Source organism: Streptomyces sp. NPDC059917, from assembly GCF_042730635.1.
Classification (GTDB): Bacteria; Actinomycetota; Actinomycetes; order Streptomycetales; family Streptomycetaceae; genus Streptomyces.
Genome location: NZ_JBHWLC010000005.1, coordinates 1 through 16,713, shown reverse-complemented (window position 1 = coordinate 16,713; position 16,713 = coordinate 1). Strand labels below are relative to the sequence as shown.

The following is a 16,713-nucleotide window of genomic DNA, read 5'->3' as shown; positions in this document are numbered from 1 at the left end:
TGACAAGGGAAGCAACAAGACGCAGACGAGCCTTACGGGCGAGGGCAACCGTGGTCATCGCGGCGCTGTGCGCGGCCGTGGGGATCATGGTGTCGCCCGCCGCGGCGCGGGAGGAGGGCGCGGAGTCGGCCACGGCACTCGTCCAGCTGACGTTCGCCAACGTCAGCAACGGAAAGCTGCTGGACGTCCAGAACGGCAACTACGACGACAACGCGTTCATCTCCGTCAACCCGGCGCCGGGTTCCGCCACGAACTGGCGCATCAACACGGGCGTCAGCCTCGGCTCGGGCATGGCCATCGTCAACGCCACCACCGGCAAGTGCATGGACCTGACCACCCCCCGCTACCAGCTGCGGCAACAGCCGTGTGACGGACGCGCGTCCGAGCAGTGGTACCTGCAACCGATCGACGGGTCGCCGCAGAAGGCCTTCCGGATCCGCCAGGTCGGCGACAACTCCTGCCTGACCGTCCAGATCCCGCCCAACACCGACAACTTTGTGTACACCTACCGCTGCGACAACACCCCGCAGCAGCAGTGGACGCTGCCCGCCTCGGTCTACCAGACGGCGTGGAACACCGCCGTGGACTACGCGGCCGGTCGCTGCAACAAGAACACCGCGACCTGCACGTGGTCCACGACCAGTCAGACTCCGCCGTTCACCCTGCCCGAGACGTGCGTCTCCCCGATCTGGTTCAACGACACCTCGACCACGATCCCGTGGGAGTTCTCGCTGAGCACCAGCTCGGGGTGGAGCAACAAGATCGGCTTCAAACTCGGGGGAAGCCTGTCCGCCAGCGGCAGCGTCGGTGTCGCCGAGCTCACGCTCGCCGTCACGGCAGAGGTCGCCGGCGAGACCACCGTGGACCTCAAGCAGGAAATGGGCAACAAGCTGACCGTGAGCGTGCCCCCGCGCCAGTACGGGTGGGTCACGCTGTCCGAACTGGCCACCAAGGCCACCGGGACCTGGACCTTCGACGCCCAGGGCTTCCCGTGGACCGCCGACGACACGATCACCGTGCCGCTCAAGTACGACGTCAACGGCGGCGCGAGCATCTACAGCGCCCGGACCAGGGCCACGTTCACCAACTGCGCCGGGTTGTAGCCCTGCCGGAAGTGCGTCCCACTGAGCCGGGACCCGGATCGTCCGGGTGCCGGCTCAGTGGCTGACGAACCTGCGGCGGATGTACGCGAGGGCCTGGAGCAGGGCGGCGGCGGTGACGCGGGTGGCCCCGCGGGGGAGGGCACCCCTTGGGCTACCAGGCCGCCGGGCGACGTCTGGCGTGGGCGCCGCCGGCCCCTGCTGGAAGCCCTTACCGGCCCGGATGCCGTGTGAGGGAGGGCCGTGTCCACAGCCCTGCGTTCACGTCGGATTCACGTGGGCCCGTCATCCTCGGCTCCATGGTCCTCAGCCGACGAGCACTGATGGCACAGGCAACCGGGGCGGCCACCGTCGCCGCCACCCCCCTCCTCTCGACGCCGGCCGCGGCACGGCCGGCCACCACGACGACGCTGCACGGCACCATCCCGGCGGGCGCACCGGACTTCGTGTACGTCCCGCTGGAGGTCCCCCCGGGCACGCGCGAGTTGCGCGTCGCCTACCGGTACGAGAAGCCGCCCACACCGCCGGGCACACCGGGCAACGCCCTGGACATCGGGCTGTTCGACCAGCGCGGCACCGCGCTCGGCGGCCGCGGCTTCCGCGGCTGGTCGGGCGGCGCCCGTGGGGAGTTCTTCGTCCGCGCCGACGACGCCACCCCGGGTTACCTGCCCGGCCCCCTGGAGCCCGGGCGCTGGTACATCGCGCTCGGCCCGTACACCGTGGCCCCGCAGGGACTCGCCTACGAGATCACCGTGGCCCTCGTCCCGGGCGAACCGGCGCCTCCCGCCGTCCCCGCCTACCCGCCCGAGCGGCTGCCGGGCCGTGGCCGGGCCTGGTACCGCGGGGACTGCCACGTGCACTCCGTGCACTCCGACGGCCGGAGCACCCCGGCCGAGATCGTCGCTCTCGCCCGAGCCGCCGGGCTCGACTTCATCAACACCTCCGAGCACAACACCCACAGCTCGCACACCGCCTGGGCCGGGGCCGCCGAAGCGGGCCTGCTCGTCCTCACCGGCGAGGAGATCACCACCCGCACCGGCCACGTCCTGGCCGTCGGCACCGATCCGGGCACGTTCGTCGATTGGCGCTACCGGGCGCGCGACGGCCGTTTCGGGCGCTTCGCGCACGCCGTGCGGCAGGCGGGCGGCCTCGTCGTACCCGCTCACCCGCATGCCACCTGCATCGGCTGCGCCTGGAAGTTCGGGTTCGGCGAGGCCGACGCGGTCGAGGTGTGGAACGGCCCCTGGACCCCCGACGACGAGGTCTCCCTGGCCTCCTGGGACGCCACCCTCCGCGGAGCCGGGGACGAGCGCTGGCTCCCTGCCCTGGCACACAGCGACTACCACCGCGCTCCGGACCGCGTCGGCGGACCGCAGACCGTGGTCCTGGCCGACGACCTGTCACGTACGGCGATCCTTGCGGGCCTGCGCGCCGGGCGGGTCTACACCGCGGAGTCCTCGGCCATCTCCGTCGACTTCGCCGCCGTTACGCCGCGCGGCGCCCACGCGGGCATCGGGCAACGGCTCCGGACGGGCGGGCCGGACACGGAGGTGCTCGTCCGGCTGTCGGTGACCGGCGCCGCCGGGGACTGCGAGCTGCGCCTCGTCACGGACCAGGGCCTGGCCCTGACCGCCCAGGGGCCCGGCCCCCTGGAGTGGCGTACGACGCCGGCCCGGTCGGCGTACGTACGCGCGGAGGTGCGCCATCCGGCACAGGCACCGCCCCTGCCCGGCGCCCCGGCGGCCTTCACCAACCCCATCTGGCTCACCAGTTGACACAAGGCCGCCCGAGTCGGGCGCGGCGCCTCGGGCGCCGCGGGCAGGCCGTCTGCCCGCGGCGCTAGAGGGCGGCGGTGGTGGTGTCGGTCACGGGTCAGACCCGCTTCTTGGCGTCGATGTCGGCGATCAGGCCCTCGATGAGGCTCTTGATCTCGTCGCGGATGGGACGGACGGCCTCGACGCCCTGGCCGGCGGGGTCTTCGAGCTGCCAGTCGAGGTAGGTCTTGCCGGGGAAGTAGGGGCAGGCGTCGCCGCAGCCCATGGTGATGATGTAGTCCGATGCCTGCGCGGCCTCGGGGGTGAGGACCTTGGGCTTCTGGTGGGAGATGTCGATGCCGAGCTCGGCCATCGCCGCGACGGCGGAGGGGTTGATCTGCTCGCCGGGCACCGAGCCGGCGGAGCGGACCTCGACGCGGTCGCCGGCCAGGTGGCGCAGGAACCCGGCGGCCATCTGGGAGCGGCCCGCGTTGTGGATGCAGACGAACAGGACGGATGCGAGCGGGGTGGAGGACATCGTCTCTTCCTTCATCAACCAGGGTCGGCCGGCTGCGGCACGATCCAACAAGTCAGCCCAGACTAGTGTCAGTCCTGACTGATGTGACAGTATCAGTGCATGATGACGTCAGTCGACACTGAAGTGATCCGAGTCCTGGCCGACCCCCTCAGGCTTCAGATCGTGACCCTGCTCGCCCGCGAGACGCTCTGCCTCACCCACCTCGTGGAGGAGACCGGCGCGAAGCAGACCAACCTCTCCAACCACATGAAGGTCCTCAGAGAGGCCGGGGTCGTGGAGACCGAACCGTGCGGCCGCTTCGTGTACTACAAGCTGCGCCCGGACGTCATCGCCCAGCTCGCCGGCCAGTTCGCCGACCTGGCCGCATCCGCGCGCACCGCCGCCGAGAACAAGAGGGCCTGTCCGTGACCCCCACCCACGCTCCCGCCGTCGCCGAGGATTCCTCGGTCGTCGGCAAGCTCTCCACCCTGGACCGTTTCCTCGCGGTCTGGATCCTGCTCGCCATGGGCCTCGGCCTCGGCCTGGGCCGCCTGATCCCCGGCCTGAACGACGCGCTCGCCAAGGTGGAGATCGGTGGGATCTCCCTGCCGATCGCGGTCGGCCTGCTGATCATGATGTACCCGGTGCTGGCGAAGGTCCGCTACGACAACCTCGACGCGGTCACCGGCGACCGCAGGCTGATGGTCTCCTCGCTGGTCATCAACTGGGTCCTGGGCCCGGCGCTGATGTTCGCGCTCGCCTGGATCTTCCTTGCGGACCTGCCCGAGTACCGCACCGGCCTGATCATCGTCGGCCTGGCCCGCTGCATCGCCATGGTCATCATCTGGAACGACCTGGCCTGCGGCGACCGGGAGGCCGCCGCCGTGCTGGTCGCCCTGAACTCCGTCTTCCAGGTCATCGCCTTCGGCGTGCTCGGCTGGTTCTACCTCGACCTGCTGCCCGGCTGGCTCGGCCTCGGCAACGGCGAACACCTCGACATCTCCATGTGGAAGATCGCCCTCAACGTCGTCATCTTCCTCGGCGTCCCGCTGCTGGCCGGGTTCCTCACCCGCCGCATCGGCGAGAAGAGGATGGGCCGCGAGAACTACGAGACCACGTTCCTGCCGAAGATCGGCCCCTGGGCCCTGTACGGACTGCTGTTCACGATCGTCATCCTCTTCGCCCTCCAGGGCAAGACCATCACCTCCCGGCCCTGGGACGTCGCCCGGATCGCGCTGCCGCTGCTCGTGTACTTCGCGGTGATGTGGTTCGGTACCTTCGCGCTCGGCAAGGCGATCGGCCTCGCCTACGACCGCACCGCCACCCTCGCCTTCACCGCGGCGGGCAACAACTTCGAGCTGGCCATCGCGGTCGCCATCGCCACCTTCGGCGTCACCTCCGGCCAGGCCCTCTCCGGCGTCGTCGGCCCCCTCATCGAGGTCCCCGTCCTCGTCGCACTCGTCTACGTATCGCTGGCCTGGCGCCGCAAGTTCACCCAGGACACCCTCACCTCATGACGCAACGCGCCGACGTGGTGGTGATCGGTGGCGGGAACTCCGGCGTCCAGATCGCCGCCGTACCCCCGGTCCGCGACGCCCGCGACGCCCGCGACGCCAAACTCCGCACGGCCCAGCCGACCCACCACCTGTGCACTCGCGACGACCTCCGGCCGCATGCCCCGGTTCCTGAGGCGGCGGTCGGCCATCGCCCCGGGGTCGTCGGGCGGAACGATAGGTCTCCGATAACCAGATAAACTCGGCCAGTTGGGTGCGCACCCATACGACGCTCAGTCGACTTGTGGGCTGCGCCGCTCCAGCAGGACGACGTCGCGCCACGCACCGTGGTGACGGCCGATGCGCTCACGGGTGCCGATGACCCGGAAGCCGGCCCGCTGGTGCAGGGCCAGGCTCGCGGTGTTCTCGGGGAAGATCCCGGACTGGATCGTCCAGATGCCCGCCGCCTCGGTCGAGGTGATCAGCGCGTCCAGGAGCGCGCGGGCGATGCCTCGGCCGCGGGCGGCGGGGTGGACGTACACGGAGTGCTCGACCACGCCCGCGTACGCGCAGCGGTCCGAGACCCGGGTGGCGGCGACCCAGCCGAAAAGTTCACCGTTGCCGCCGATGGCGCCGAAGCGGTGGCCAGGCAGTTTCGCCGCGTCGAAGTCGGCCCAGGTCGGGACGGTGGTCTCGAAGGTCGCGTTGCCCTCGTCGATGCCGGCCTGGTAGATCGCCAGGACCTGCTCGGCGTCCTCGGGCTGCAGCGGGCGGATCCGGACGCCGCTCACGCGGACGTGGTCTTCGCGGGGCCGGTCAGCAGGGCGCCCATCGCGGCCAGGACGGACGGCTCGACCCGGTAGTACACCCACGTCCCCCGGCGCTCGGAGGACAACAGGCCCGCCTCTTTGAGCTTCTTCAAATGGTGGGAGACGGTGGGCTGGGAGACGCCCACGTCGGAGATGTCGCACACGCAGGCTTCGCCGCCCTCGTGGGAGGCGACCGCGGAGAACAGGCGCAGCCGCACCGGGTCTCCGAGCGCCTTGAACATCTTCGCCGCGATCTCGGCCTCGTCCGCGGACAGGGGGCGCTCGTTGAGCGGGGGGCAGCACGGGGCGACGGCCTCGGGCTCCAGGAGCGGCAGAACCTTCGCATTCGACATACGTCTATGTTGACACATGTCGAAACAACGGGGGGGGTGCGGCCGTCCGACCAACCTTCCCACCCCCGTGAGGGCGGCACCCGAGCCGCCGTGGCACCCCCCCGTGCGCACCTTTCGTCAGCAGCAGCCCGATGCCTTGTCGGCCGCCGTGGCGCCGCAGCAGCCGGTCTCGGCCTGCATGAGAGGGGGCATGGAGTGCGCGTCGGTGGGCTTGACGGCCTTGATGATCGCGGAGTGCATTCCGTCGGCGACCTGGTGCGTCGCCGTGATGGTGATGTCGGTGAACCCGGCCGCTGCGAGCCCTTGCCGGTACTCGGTGAAGGAGAGGGCGCCTGCGATGCAGCCGACGTAGTCGCCGCGCTCGGCTCGCTGGGCGGGGGTGAGGGCGTCATCGGCGACGACGTCCAGGACGCCGATCCGCCCACCCGGGACCAGGACGCGGAAGGTCTCGGCGAACACGGCCGGCTTGTCGGTGGACAGGTTGATCACGCAGTTGGAGATCACCACGTCGATCGTCCCGGCCGGTAGGGGGATGGCCTCGATGGCGCCCTTGAGGAACTCCACGTTCCCCGCCCCGGCCTTGGCCGCGTTGGCCAGCGCCAGGGCGAGCATCTCCTCGGTCATGTCGAGCCCGTACGCCTTCCCGGCCGGGCCGACGCGGCGTGCGGAGAGCAGGACGTCGATGCCGCCGCCCGACCCGAGGTCGAGCACGCGATCGCCCTCGTTCAGGTCGGCGACCGCGGTCGGGTTGCCACACCCCAAAGACGCCGCGACCGCCTCGGCGGGCAGCTCGCCACGGTCGGCGTCGGCGTAGAGGCCGGCGCCGAAGCTCGCGTCGATCTCGATCGCCGACGGCCCGCAACACGCGCTCCCGCCCTCGGCGACCTGCACGGCCGCCGCCGCGTACCGGAACCGGACCGTCTCCCTCAGCTCGGCGTCACCGGAGATCGCGGGCATCGCGGCGGGGGCGGGGGCGGGGTTCTCGGACATGACGGCACTCCTCCAGCTCTCGGGGCACCGCTGCCTAGGCGCCCTCGCACCCACCCTGCTCCCTGAATCGACAAACGTCAACATAGGTGAATATCGAAACAAACAGCTCAGAGGCTACCTACGCGCCCTGTCGCGACTCGGCGCGAACGGTTTGATTTGAAGTTTGTCTATGTTGACGAACATCGAAGCCGGTGCGATGCTGATCCGGCGCCACCAAATCGACAAACGTCGAAACAGATCGAGGAGTCGTCGTGACCAGCCCTGCCACCTCCACCACCCTGCCCGTCATCGTGATCGGGGCCGGCCCCGCCGGCCTGGCCGCCGCTGCCCACCTGGTCGACCGCGACATCGACCCCCTCGTCCTGGAAACCGGGCCCGCCGCCGGCGCCGCGGTGCGCCAGTGGGGCCACGTACGGTTGTTCTCCACCTGGTCCGAGGTCGTCGACCCGGCAGCCGAGAAGCTCCTCGCGCCCACCGGATGGACCGCACCGGACGGCAGGACGTACCCCTCCGGCGCCGACTGGGCCACCCTCTACCTCCAGCCCCTCGCCGACGTCCTCGGGGACAAGGTCCGCTACGGCGCCACCGTGACCGGTGTCTCCCGTCAGGGCCGCGACCGGATCGTCGACGCCGACCGCGAGCAGCAGCCGTTCACCGTCCGCGTCGTGAACGCGGACGGCAGCGAAGAGCGGATCCCGGCCCGCGCCGTCATCGACGCCTCCGGCACCTGGTCCACCCCCTCTCCGATCGGCGGCGACGGCCTGCCCGCCCTCGGCGAGCACGCGGCCGCCGACCAGATCTCCTACCGGATCCCCGACCTCAAGGACCCCGCCACCCGGGCCAGGTACGCGGGCAAGCGCACCGCGGTCATCGGCTCCGGCGCCTCCGCCTTCACAGCACTCGCCTACCTCGCCGATCTCGCCCAGTTCGACGACGGCGCGGGCACACACGCCACCTGGATCCTGCGCCGCGGCATCTCCGGCTCCACCTTCGGCGGCGGCGAAGCCGACCAGCTCCCCGCTCGCGGCGCCCTCGGCCTCGCCGCGAAGGCCGCCGTCGACGAGGGATTCGCCGACGCCGTCACCGGGTTCCGCACCGACGCCGTCGAACGCGACACCGACGGCCGCCTGACCCTGATCGCCGAGGACGGCCGCCGCCTCGACCCCGTCGACGAGGTCATCGTCCTCACCGGCCTGCGCCCCGACCTGTCCTTCGTCTCCGAACTACGCCTCGGCCTGGACGAACGCCTCCAGGCCCCGGTCGAACTGGCGCCGCTGATCGACCCGAACCAGCACTCCTGCGGCACCGTCTACCCCCACGGCGTGAACGAGCTCTCCCACCCGGAGAAGGACCTCTACCTCGTCGGCATGAAGTCCTACGGCCGCGCCCCCACCTTCCTCGCGATGACCGGCTACGAGCAGGTCCGCTCCATCGCCGCCCACCTGGCCGGCGACCGGGAAGCCGCCGAACGCGTGGAACTCACCCTCCCGGAGACCGGGGTCTGCGGCGGCGCCGGCCTTTTCGACGAGCGGCCCGCGGCCACCGAGGAGACCGGCGGAGGCTGCTGCGCGGCTCCCGCCACGCTGACCATCGCGGGCCAGTCGGCCTCCTCCGGCGGCTGCTGACCGTGCTGGGGGTCGGGCTGCTCGACATGGCCGCCCCGTTCACGTCGTGTCCGGGACGAGTCCTGTGCGATGGGCGAGGACGACCGCCTGGACCCGGTCGCGGAGACCGAGTTTGGCGAGGATGCGGGACACGTAGGTCTTGACGGTCTCGGGGGTGATGTACATCGCGGTGGCGATCTCGATGTTGGAGAGGCCTTCGGCGATGTGCTGGAGAACTTCGAGTTCGCGGGGGGTCAGCGCGCGCACGACGTCGTCCCTGGCCGGCCGGGCGTTGCCGGTGGGGCGCAGGTGTCCGGCGTAGTGGCCGATGAGGTGTCGGGTCACCGCGGGTGCGAGGAGGGCTTCGCCGCGGCCCACGGTGCGTATCGCGTTGACCAGCTCGGTCGGGGGCGCGTCCTTGAGGAGGAAGCCGCTGGCTCCGGCGCGCAGGGCGTCGTAGACGTAGGCGTCGACGTTGAAGGTGGTGACGACCAGGATCTTCGGCGGGCTCGTGTCGTCGATGTCGGGGCCGGCGAGTTGGCGGGTGGCCTGGATGCCGTCGAGCAGGGGCATGCGGATGTCCATCACGACCACGTCGGGATCGAGGCGGCGCGAGGCCGCGACGGCCTCGTGTCCGTTGACGGCTTCGCCGACGACCTCCATGTCGGGCTGTGCGGAGAAGATGGTGACGTAGCCGGTGCGGACGAGGGCCTGGTCGTCGCAGACGAGGACGCGGATCGGGTCGGGTGCGGTGCTCACGGGGTTCACGCCTGCCTGGGCTGGAAGGGGATGGTGGCGCGGACCTCGAAGCCGCCTTCGGGGCGGGGGCCTGCCTCGAAGTGGCCGTCGAGCATGATCACGCGTGTGTGGAGTCCGCCCAGCCCGCGTCCGCCGCTCTCGGGGAACGGCCGCTCCGTCCCTGGTGCGTTGGGGGGTCCGTCGGTGGTCACGGCGATCTCGGTGAGTTCCTCGATGTGCCGCAGCTGGACGTGGGTCGGCTGTCCGGCCGCGTACTTGACCGCGTTGGTGAGTGCCTCCTGCACGACCCGGTAGGCGGCGAGCTCGACCTCCACGCTCTGCGCCCGGCGCTCACCCTGTTCGGTGAAGTCGACCGGCTGACCCGCCCTGCGGGTCTGCTCGACGAGTTCGCCCACCTGCCCCAGGGTCGGTGAACGGTCGCCGGTGGCTGTGAGGTGCTCCGAGGCGGTCTCTCCGGTCGCTTCGAGGACGCCGAGGAGGTGGCGCAGGTCCGTCAGAGCGCGGCGTCCGGTGTCGCTCACGTGCGTCAGTGACTCGCCGGCGCGTTCGGGTGCGGAGGTGAGGAGGAATTGCGCGGCGTCGGCCTGGATGACCATGGCGGTGACGTGGTGGGTGACCACGTCGTGCAGTTCGCGGGCGATGCGCGCCCTTTCGGTGGCCGTGGCGACTTCGGCGGTCAGGCGCTGCCGTTCTGCTTCTTGTGTCCGGTGCTTGCGCACGGTCCTCCCTACCAGCCAGAAAGCAGCCATGAACAGATAGAACGCGAGAAAGTCGAGGAACGCCTCGGGCGAACCGAGAGCGTTGAGAAGGAGGGTCAGCACGGCGTAGCAGGCGCTCAGCGCGAGGGCCACCTCGCGGCGGTGGCGGACCTGGTGAGCGCCCGCGGAGTAGAGGGTCAGGTAGAGGCCGAGGCTGGCGAAAGTGGTGGGGAAGCCCAGGGCCTGGTGGGTGGCGAACGCGACGGCGGCGATGGCCAGTGCGCCCGCGGGCCATCGGCGGCGGAATGCCGGTGGCAGGCCCTGCGCCAGGACCAGCAGCAGGCCCAGTGCGTTGCCTGGCTGCTGGGGCAGGTTGCTGATCTGTCCGCCGATGTGCGAGAAGTTCGGTACGAAGGCCGGCGCCGTGAGCGCCAGAGCGAGGAGGGAGTCCTGGACGAAGGCATTCCGTCGCCGCCACCGGTCGTAGGGCGCCCTCAGCAGCTGAAGTCCGAACAGTGTCTGAGGGATCGCCACTTCGTCTCCTGGGGATTCGACCGCTCTCAGCGGCCAGCACGGCTGCGGGTCTTGATCCCGCCGCCGGCCCGGGCCCGGCGCAGCATCCAGTAGGCGATGGCCGAGCCGACCAGGACGGACAGGATCGATGCCTCCAGGCCGAAACCACCGCCGGTCAGGAAAGCGGGGCCGTGGACATCCAGGGTGAACCAGCCTTCCGGGGTGTGTCCGGAGACCGGTATGCCGAGCAGCTGTTCCGCTGCGTTCCAGGCGAAGTGCAGCCCGGCGACGAACCAGATGCTACGACGCCACAGGAACGCCGCTCCCAGCAGGACCCCCGCTTCCACGGCGATCGCCAGGGCGCTCCACACGGTGGCCTCCGCCGCGCCGAGGTGGGCGACGCCGAAGAACAGCGAGGTGATGACGACGGCGGCCCGGCTGCCCCACATCTGCTCCAGGGCCTGGAGGGCGAGACCTCGGAAGAGCAGCTCCTCGGTGACCGACCCGCCGATCTGCACCATCACCGTGGTCCACAGGATTCCGAAGAACCCATGGCCGGCCCAGGAGAAGGAGTAGCCCCCGAAGACGGTCAGGAGGAGGACGGGGACGAGGATGAAGCCCAGACCGATCCCGCCACCGAGCAGGGCCTCACGAACAGCTCCGGACCGGGCGATCTCCGGCGTGGCACGCCCGGCCAGACGGTGCGATACCCACCAGTACACGGCAACTGCTGCCGCCGCGCCCAGCGCCGGCACCGGGCCGGGACCCGTGGCCGTCAGCGCCGAGACCAGACCGACGCCGACCACGCCCGCCAGCAGCCAGCCGAGCGGCGAGCGTACGATCCGGCGCAGCCGTCCACTGCGTTCGTCGGGGGCCCGTCCAGGGGTGGAGTCGGGCTCGTGCTGGGTGTCGGACGTGGCGTCCATGGTGGTCTCCTGTCGCGGTGGCACCGTGCGGTGGCGCTCTGAGGACCACGGTAGAAATCCGATGGCCTTCGGGGATCACCCGTGCAGGGACATGGCGTGTAGCTCTGGCGGGGGATGCACAGGCACCCCGTTTCGCGCTGTGCGTCGGCCGGAAGGCCGTACGAGCGGGTGATGCGCGAGACCGGCGTGAGGGGGCCCGGTAGGTCTACCGCGGTGTGGTGCGGGGCTTCGCGGCCGACCTGAGCGGGGTCGGGTGGCGGCGCTGCGGGCGTCCCCCGACGTCACCGTGTGGAGCGGGACGACGGGGTGAATGGGGTGCCGGTGGGAGGTCCGGGGGTTGCGGACCGGCGGCGAACAGGAGCGCGTTCGGGCTGGACTTGCCGACCTTGTGCAGGATGTCCTTCGTGGAACCGAGTCCATGTACTCGGCAATCTCCCCCGACGGGTTGACTGCCTGACTTGGTGGTCTGTGGAGGCGGGGCGGCCGCGCTGTGCGCCGTTCCGGTGCCGTTGCTCGGCGGTAGGGAACCACGACGACGACGGCGCCGCAGGCCCGGCCGGGGGTGACGGGGGCCTGGGTGCCGGGTCCGGGGCCTTCGGCTGGTCCGGTCCACGCCGGACCCGCACCTTTCGAGGTCGCACCGCCAACCGTGCACGAGCTCGTTAGGCGGAAGGCCGCGCCCCACGACCCGTCACGGGCAGGACCAGGCGGTGATTACTTAGCGAGGAGGAGCCTCCAGGCCGTTGATGCACCCGACGGACCAGTCGCGGGCGTCCTCCGCGGTCACACCCAGCTCCGTTACTGCCGTGTCGCAGATCCGCTTTGCCTCGGATACCGCGAAGCCGTACCTCGGTACATGCCCCTGCTCCTGCTGATCAACACCGTACGCCTCCCCGTCGAGATAGGCGTCAGACGGCCCCTTCGGCCCGTGCGTATCGGCGAACCACCAACTGCCCGCGCCTACCAGAACCACGACGAGGGCGAACCCGGAGCACCCTCTCAGGAAGCCCCCCGGTCTCCGCTCTCCATTCCGCCTTCTCCACTGCACCACGACTGTCGTCCCCCCTCGATTCCACCTACATGCGCAGGTCAAAGTACAGGCAGCCGCAAATGGCCTGGCCAGGGGGCACTCGGTCCGTATCGGTCGCCACAAAGCTACGGGCGGCACCCCGGGGACCACATCGCCGCACGGTCTGACCAGCCCGACAGGCCAGCGGCGGCCCGCCGGTCGCCGCCAGGGACATCTGCTGGCGGCCCTGACGACCCCATCTCTACGCCCAGTCGATGCCGAGCTCCCGCAGCGCCTCGACCTGTTCGGTGTCGAGCTTGTCCCTTCTGGCTCGGGTGTTGGAGATCCAGACGCCGAGCTTGACGACGACCGGCTCGGCCCCACCCTCGAACGTCTCCTCAGCGTGGCTGCGGGGTACGGGTCGGTGGGGGCCTTCGCGCTCGACCCATTGGGTGAGGGCGGCCAGCCCCCGCTGGAATGCTTGCTGTGCCTTGCTCGGCCGCTTCGCCCCGCGGTCCGGCGTGGGCGTGGGAAGGGGCGTCTGGTCGGGTTGTACGCCGAGCTCGGTGAGCCGTTCCTGTTGCTCGGCTGACAGCCGCGCCCAGGTGGCCGGTTGCTTCTGCTGTCGGAGCCAGCGTCCGAGGTCGTCGCCGTCCATGAGCACGCCGGGGGCGATGTCGGGCAGCACGCCTCCCGCCTCGGTGTCGGCGAGGGCGGTGAGGACCTGGCAGTGCCGCTGCCAGTCCAGCGGCCACGGGCAATTCCAGTCCCGGTCGATGGCGGCGAGCTGCTCGGCCCGCGTTCTGGCCGTCTCTTCGTTCTTGCCGAGGCCGCCGGGCCGCCGAAGGTTGGCCATCAGCTGCCCGAGCGCGATCTGTTCGCCGTCCTCGCCCCAGACGGCGTCCTGGCGCGGTGCGAGGTGGCCGTGGGCTCGCCGGTAGGAGCGGAGCTGGGCGAGTTTGGTCTCCCAGGCCTCCTCGCCTGGCTCCCACACCATCCCCTCGGCGTCGAGCTGCTCCTTGCGGTGGTCTTCCAGATCGCCTGTCCGCAGGGCTTTGCGCTGCTGGTGGACCCACCGGCCGAGCGGGAACGTATCGGTGATGCCGACTTCGGTCTCTGTGTCGTACGGGACGGCGTGCAGCCCCGTGATGCCGTTCTCGGCACGCCACCGCCGTAGGGCCTGGAACCCTTCCAGCCACACCAGTGATTCTGGTCGGTAGACCCGTGTGCGCAGGAATGCGGCGATGGTCGCGGTGTCGCGTGGGCTGGAGAAGTGAAGCAGAGCGGACTCCACCGCGGCCTCGGTCTGGTCCGTCTGTTCCTCACCGGTGCCGCCGCCTTGGCCGCCGGCCCCGATGATGCGGCCGTCTGCGTCGCGCGTCAGGTGCGGCTGCCGGTCCCGGCTGCTGCGGGAGAGTGCGCGGGAGGCGAGCTGCTCGACGAGATGGTCGGAGTACGAGCGCAGCCCTTGGAGCACGGCTACGAGCGGCGCGTACGACGCGGAGGCGACCATGTCCTCGGGGTCTTCGCCGGGGTGAAGGAATACGGGCACGATGATGCGGGCGACTTTGGTGGTGCCGTCCGGGTTCGGGCGTAGTGCGCGGCCGATGTTCTGGACGATTTCCACCTGTGAGCCGCGGGTGTCGGCGAAGCAGATGGCCTCGACTCCGCGTTCGCCGACGATGTCGACGCCTTCTCCGAGGACGCGTACGGAGGCGAGGAACGCGCGATGCATGCGGTGGCCGGCTGCATCGATGCCGTTGGCGAACTGCCTGATTACCTCGCGGCGCTCGGAGACGAGGTGGTCGCCGCACAGCCACGCCGACCAGACCCGGTTCGGCGGTACGTGGCGGCCGGCCTCCAGCTCGTAGAACTCTGCCTCGATCGACGACTTCGGCAGGCTCTTCGCCTCCGCCAGGTCGGCGTCGGATGTATCGGTGACGTACAGCTCGGAGGCGGTCTCGGGCAGCTTCTCAGCGAAGGCCTGCGCTTCCTCGACCCGCTGGTGGAACGTCATCACGGTGCGGAGGTTGTACGTGGCCGCGTGCTCCAGGAGGGCGGTCTGCAGGAGCGCGAGCCGGCGGCCCCGCAGAGCCTCCTCTGACAGCCCGAGCACGGGGGAGGGGTCGCGGATCTCCAGGACGTCGATCTCGAAACCGGCGAGGACCTCACGCTCGATGGCCTCGCTCAGCCCAAGCTCGTAGATCCACTCGCCGTACGTACCCGCCGGGTCGGAGGCCATGGAGGCGAGGTCGAGCTCCTCCCCGTCCTTGCCCTTTTGCGGGCGGGCCGCGGCAAGGATGCGCGGGGTGGCGGTCAGGTACATCCGGAAGGCGGCCGGGATCCGGGTGTTGTCGTGGATGGCGGCCCAGGGCCGACCGAGATCCCCGGCGGTCCCGTGTGCTTCATCCACTACGGCGAGGTCGAAGGGAACCATGGTCTGCCCGTACAGCCGCTCCCCGCCCGCCAGAGCGGCCTCCAGGGGCCCGCGCACCCTCCGTTGGCCCAGTGGGCCGTCGGGTCCTTCGCGGTCGACGAGGGAGGCGTACGTGGCGAAGACGACGACGGGCCCGCTGCCGGCCCACAGGGCGAGCTGGATCGGGTTCGTCGTGGCGCGTACGCCGAGCTGCTCCAGGACGGCGTCCTTCTCCAGCGAGCACACGGCGACCATCGGGCACCGGTGACCGACCCGCCGCCATGCCTGCGCGGTCTGCACGAGGAGGTCGAGGGTGGGCACCGTGACGAGGAGCCGGCCGCCGGGGAAGCAGTCCAGGGCGGCGGAGGCGGCGGTGATCGTCTTCCCGGACCCGGTCGCTGACACGACGGTGGCACGGGCACCTGCAGCGGGCACCATGTTGCGCGCAGGGAATCCCACCCACTTGCGGATTCGCGCATTCGCGTCCACCTGGTGTTCCCTGAGTGAGACTCTCTGCATTTTTGGTCCCGTCTTCTCTACGGCGGATGTTCACCCGGAACAGCGGTCGCGGGGTTTCCGCTACGTACTGAGTCCTTTGAGCCCCCATTCGTCGAGTCCTGCGTAGATGGTGGCGGTGCGGCATTGTGGTGCGCGCATGACGGCGGCTTCACCGCGGTAGACGGCGATGAGGGAGTCAGTGCCGCGCCACCAGGTGTCTGCGAGGCCGGCGACTTCCGGCACAGGCTCGAACCCGCGGAGATCAAGACCGTCCACCTCGTCGCCTGTCACCGTTGTGGTGGTGCGTGCGCACCTGCGGGCACGGTCGGCCAGCGCCAGGGCTTCCACCCACCCCTCGACGCTAGCGTGCAGCGGCGCCCAAGTGCCTGCATGGAGACCGAACTCCCCATTGGGCCCGATCATGAACGCGTAGGGCAGGGCGGTGCGCTGGTCGCCTGCTCCGAAGTGCCAGTCCGGTGCTGGTCCTTCAGGTACGTCCCCGCTCAGGGTCCGCGGGCCGCCGTCGTAGTGGGGAGAAGGAGGAAGGGCGAGTCCACCCCAGACCGCCTCGTAGGCGACCACGCGGTCGATCTGATCGCCAGGGATTCCGTCCTCTACCCATCGAGCCCGATACTGCTCCAGGTCGGCTCGGCCGGTCCAGTGCCCGTGGGCACTGATGAAATATTTGGCGTCGCGTGTGATGCCTTCAGGGATTCCCTTATTGATCGACATTCTGACTGCTCCTGTCGGAGGTTGACGACCCTCCAAATGTCCTTCATTTTTACCAATGCTACATGTGCATCATCTCTCCTCTTCGCGTTACACTGAAGCCCCACATCAACCCACTCTTCATGTAGCGGGCAAACCCGCGAAGCGGGTTCAGGACCTGAAGGCGGAGCCGCAAGGTCCCTTGAGGGTGGGGGAGCGAAGCGGACCCACCGACAGGCCGCTAGGCCCAGGTCCCGTGAAATGGAGTCACCTTCGTGCAGCGCCTGGGGTCCCGTGGCCCGCAGAGCGGGCCCCTCCCGGTGGAGCGCAGCGGAACCGGGAGGCGGTCCGGAACGCAGCGCAGGACTCCGGCCCGAAGGGCCGGCCACGACTCGGAGCGAAGCGGAGAGTGGGCCAGAAGGGCCCCGGCCGAGCGCAGCGAGGGCGTTCGGTCCGGAGCGCAGCGGAGGTGTTCCACTCCAAAGCGCGCAGCGTCAGTCCGTAGCGAAGGCGCAGGACTCCGGCCCGAAGGGCCGGCTCTGGCTCGGCGAAGCCGAGCTCCGCCG

14 protein-coding genes are annotated in these 16,713 nt (G+C 70.3%); 5 read left to right on the top strand and 9 right to left on the bottom strand.

The window, feature by feature from the left end:
* Positions 1-50 precede the first annotated feature (50 nt).
* Together ACFWAR_RS04335 and ACFWAR_RS04330 are read left to right on the top strand one after the other, a co-directional pair.
* On the top strand, positions 51-1,103 hold the full coding sequence (locus ACFWAR_RS04335; RefSeq protein WP_385772899.1) for a ricin-type beta-trefoil lectin domain protein: 1,053 nt from the start codon (positions 51-53) through the stop codon (positions 1,101-1,103).
* A gap of 320 nt (positions 1,104-1,423) precedes the next feature.
* Complete coding sequence (locus tag ACFWAR_RS04330; RefSeq protein ID WP_385772897.1) at positions 1,424-2,875, top strand: CehA/McbA family metallohydrolase; 1,452 nt, start codon at positions 1,424-1,426, stop codon at positions 2,873-2,875.
* Between the two features lie 97 nt (positions 2,876-2,972).
* On the opposite strand, the gene ACFWAR_RS04325 is transcribed toward ACFWAR_RS04330, so the two are convergent.
* Positions 2,973-3,392 (bottom strand): arsenate reductase ArsC, encoded by a 420-nt coding sequence (locus ACFWAR_RS04325; RefSeq protein ID WP_385772895.1) that lies wholly within the window; start codon positions 3,390-3,392, stop codon positions 2,973-2,975.
* Positions 3,393-3,491: 99 nt separating this feature from the next.
* Here ACFWAR_RS04325 and ACFWAR_RS04320 point away from each other — a divergent pair, with 99 nt between their 5' ends.
* Complete coding sequence (locus tag ACFWAR_RS04320) at positions 3,492-3,800, top strand: helix-turn-helix transcriptional regulator (protein ID WP_266967092.1); 309 nt, start codon at positions 3,492-3,494, stop codon at positions 3,798-3,800.
* A complete protein-coding gene (arsB, locus tag ACFWAR_RS04315; RefSeq protein WP_385772892.1) occupies positions 3,797-4,888 on the top strand; it encodes an ACR3 family arsenite efflux transporter in 1,092 nt (363 codons plus the stop codon). The genes ACFWAR_RS04320 and arsB overlap by 4 nt, the downstream gene beginning before the upstream one ends.
* Positions 4,889-5,157: 269 nt before the next feature.
* Here arsB and ACFWAR_RS04310 read toward each other — a convergent pair whose 3' ends face one another.
* The 3 genes from ACFWAR_RS04310 to arsM all read right to left on the bottom strand — a co-directional run bounded on the left by ACFWAR_RS04310 (position 5,158) and on the right by arsM (position 7,016).
* Positions 5,158-5,655: a GNAT family N-acetyltransferase gene (locus tag ACFWAR_RS04310; RefSeq protein ID WP_385772890.1), complete on the bottom strand. Its 498-nt coding sequence runs from the start codon at positions 5,653-5,655 to the stop codon at positions 5,158-5,160.
* Positions 5,652-6,026 carry an ArsR/SmtB family transcription factor gene (locus ACFWAR_RS04305; RefSeq protein WP_385772888.1) on the bottom strand — a complete coding sequence of 125 codons (375 nt, stop codon included), beginning with the start codon at positions 6,024-6,026 and terminating at the stop codon, positions 5,652-5,654. The genes ACFWAR_RS04310 and ACFWAR_RS04305 overlap by 4 nt, the downstream gene beginning before the upstream one ends.
* A 117-nt stretch (positions 6,027-6,143) precedes the next feature.
* Positions 6,144-7,016 carry an arsenite methyltransferase gene (arsM, locus tag ACFWAR_RS04300; protein ID WP_385772886.1) on the bottom strand — a complete coding sequence of 291 codons (873 nt, stop codon included), beginning with the start codon at positions 7,014-7,016 and terminating at the stop codon, positions 6,144-6,146.
* Between the two features lie 251 nt (positions 7,017-7,267).
* Between arsM and ACFWAR_RS04295 the strand changes: the two genes are divergently transcribed.
* A complete protein-coding gene (locus ACFWAR_RS04295; RefSeq protein WP_385772884.1) occupies positions 7,268-8,641 on the top strand; it encodes an NAD(P)-binding domain-containing protein in 1,374 nt (457 codons plus the stop codon).
* A gap of 39 nt (positions 8,642-8,680) precedes the next feature.
* On the opposite strand, the gene ACFWAR_RS04290 is transcribed toward ACFWAR_RS04295, so the two are convergent.
* The 5 genes from ACFWAR_RS04290 to ACFWAR_RS04270 all read right to left on the bottom strand — a co-directional run bounded on the left by ACFWAR_RS04290 (position 8,681) and on the right by ACFWAR_RS04270 (position 16,171).
* On the bottom strand, positions 8,681-9,379 hold the full coding sequence (locus tag ACFWAR_RS04290) for a response regulator (protein ID WP_385772883.1): 699 nt from the start codon (positions 9,377-9,379) through the stop codon (positions 8,681-8,683).
* A 5-nt stretch (positions 9,380-9,384) separates the two neighbouring features.
* Positions 9,385-10,611: a sensor histidine kinase gene (locus ACFWAR_RS04285; RefSeq protein WP_385772881.1), complete on the bottom strand. Its 1,227-nt coding sequence runs from the start codon at positions 10,609-10,611 to the stop codon at positions 9,385-9,387.
* A 26-nt stretch (positions 10,612-10,637) separates the two neighbouring features.
* The gene (locus tag ACFWAR_RS04280; protein WP_385772879.1) at positions 10,638-11,516 is read right to left on the bottom strand and encodes a CPBP family intramembrane glutamic endopeptidase; all 879 of its coding nucleotides are present in this window, start codon (positions 11,514-11,516) and stop codon (positions 10,638-10,640) included.
* A gap of 1,271 nt (positions 11,517-12,787) precedes the next feature.
* Positions 12,788-15,460, bottom strand: coding sequence for a Helicase associated domain protein (locus ACFWAR_RS04275; RefSeq protein ID WP_385772877.1), 2,673 nt, complete (start codon positions 15,458-15,460; stop codon positions 12,788-12,790).
* Between the two features lie 60 nt (positions 15,461-15,520).
* Positions 15,521-16,171, bottom strand: a complete 651-nt coding sequence (locus ACFWAR_RS04270; protein ID WP_385772875.1) for a hypothetical protein — start codon at positions 16,169-16,171, stop codon at positions 15,521-15,523.
* Positions 16,172-16,713 lie beyond the last annotated feature (542 nt).

Excerpts from the sequence above, each read along its gene's own strand:
- ACFWAR_RS04330 (WP_385772897.1), top strand. The coding sequence starts at position 1,424 with ATGGCACAGGCAACCGGGGCGGCCACCGTCGCCGCCACCCCCCTCCTC.
- ACFWAR_RS04325 (WP_385772895.1), bottom strand. The coding sequence starts at position 3,392 with ATGTCCTCCACCCCGCTCGCATCCGTCCTGTTCGTCTGCATCCACAAC.
- ACFWAR_RS04320 (WP_266967092.1), top strand. The coding sequence starts at position 3,492 with ATGATGACGTCAGTCGACACTGAAGTGATCCGAGTCCTGGCCGACCCC.
- ACFWAR_RS04305 (WP_385772888.1), bottom strand. The coding sequence starts at position 6,026 with ATGTCGAATGCGAAGGTTCTGCCGCTCCTGGAGCCCGAGGCCGTCGCC.
- arsM (WP_385772886.1), bottom strand. The coding sequence starts at position 7,016 with ATGTCCGAGAACCCCGCCCCCGCCCCCGCCGCGATGCCCGCGATCTCC.
- ACFWAR_RS04280 (WP_385772879.1), bottom strand. The coding sequence starts at position 11,516 with ATGGACGCCACGTCCGACACCCAGCACGAGCCCGACTCCACCCCTGGA.
- ACFWAR_RS04275 (WP_385772877.1), bottom strand. The coding sequence starts at position 15,460 with ATGCAGAGAGTCTCACTCAGGGAACACCAGGTGGACGCGAATGCGCGA.
- ACFWAR_RS04270 (WP_385772875.1), bottom strand. The coding sequence starts at position 16,171 with ATGTCGATCAATAAGGGAATCCCTGAAGGCATCACACGCGACGCCAAA.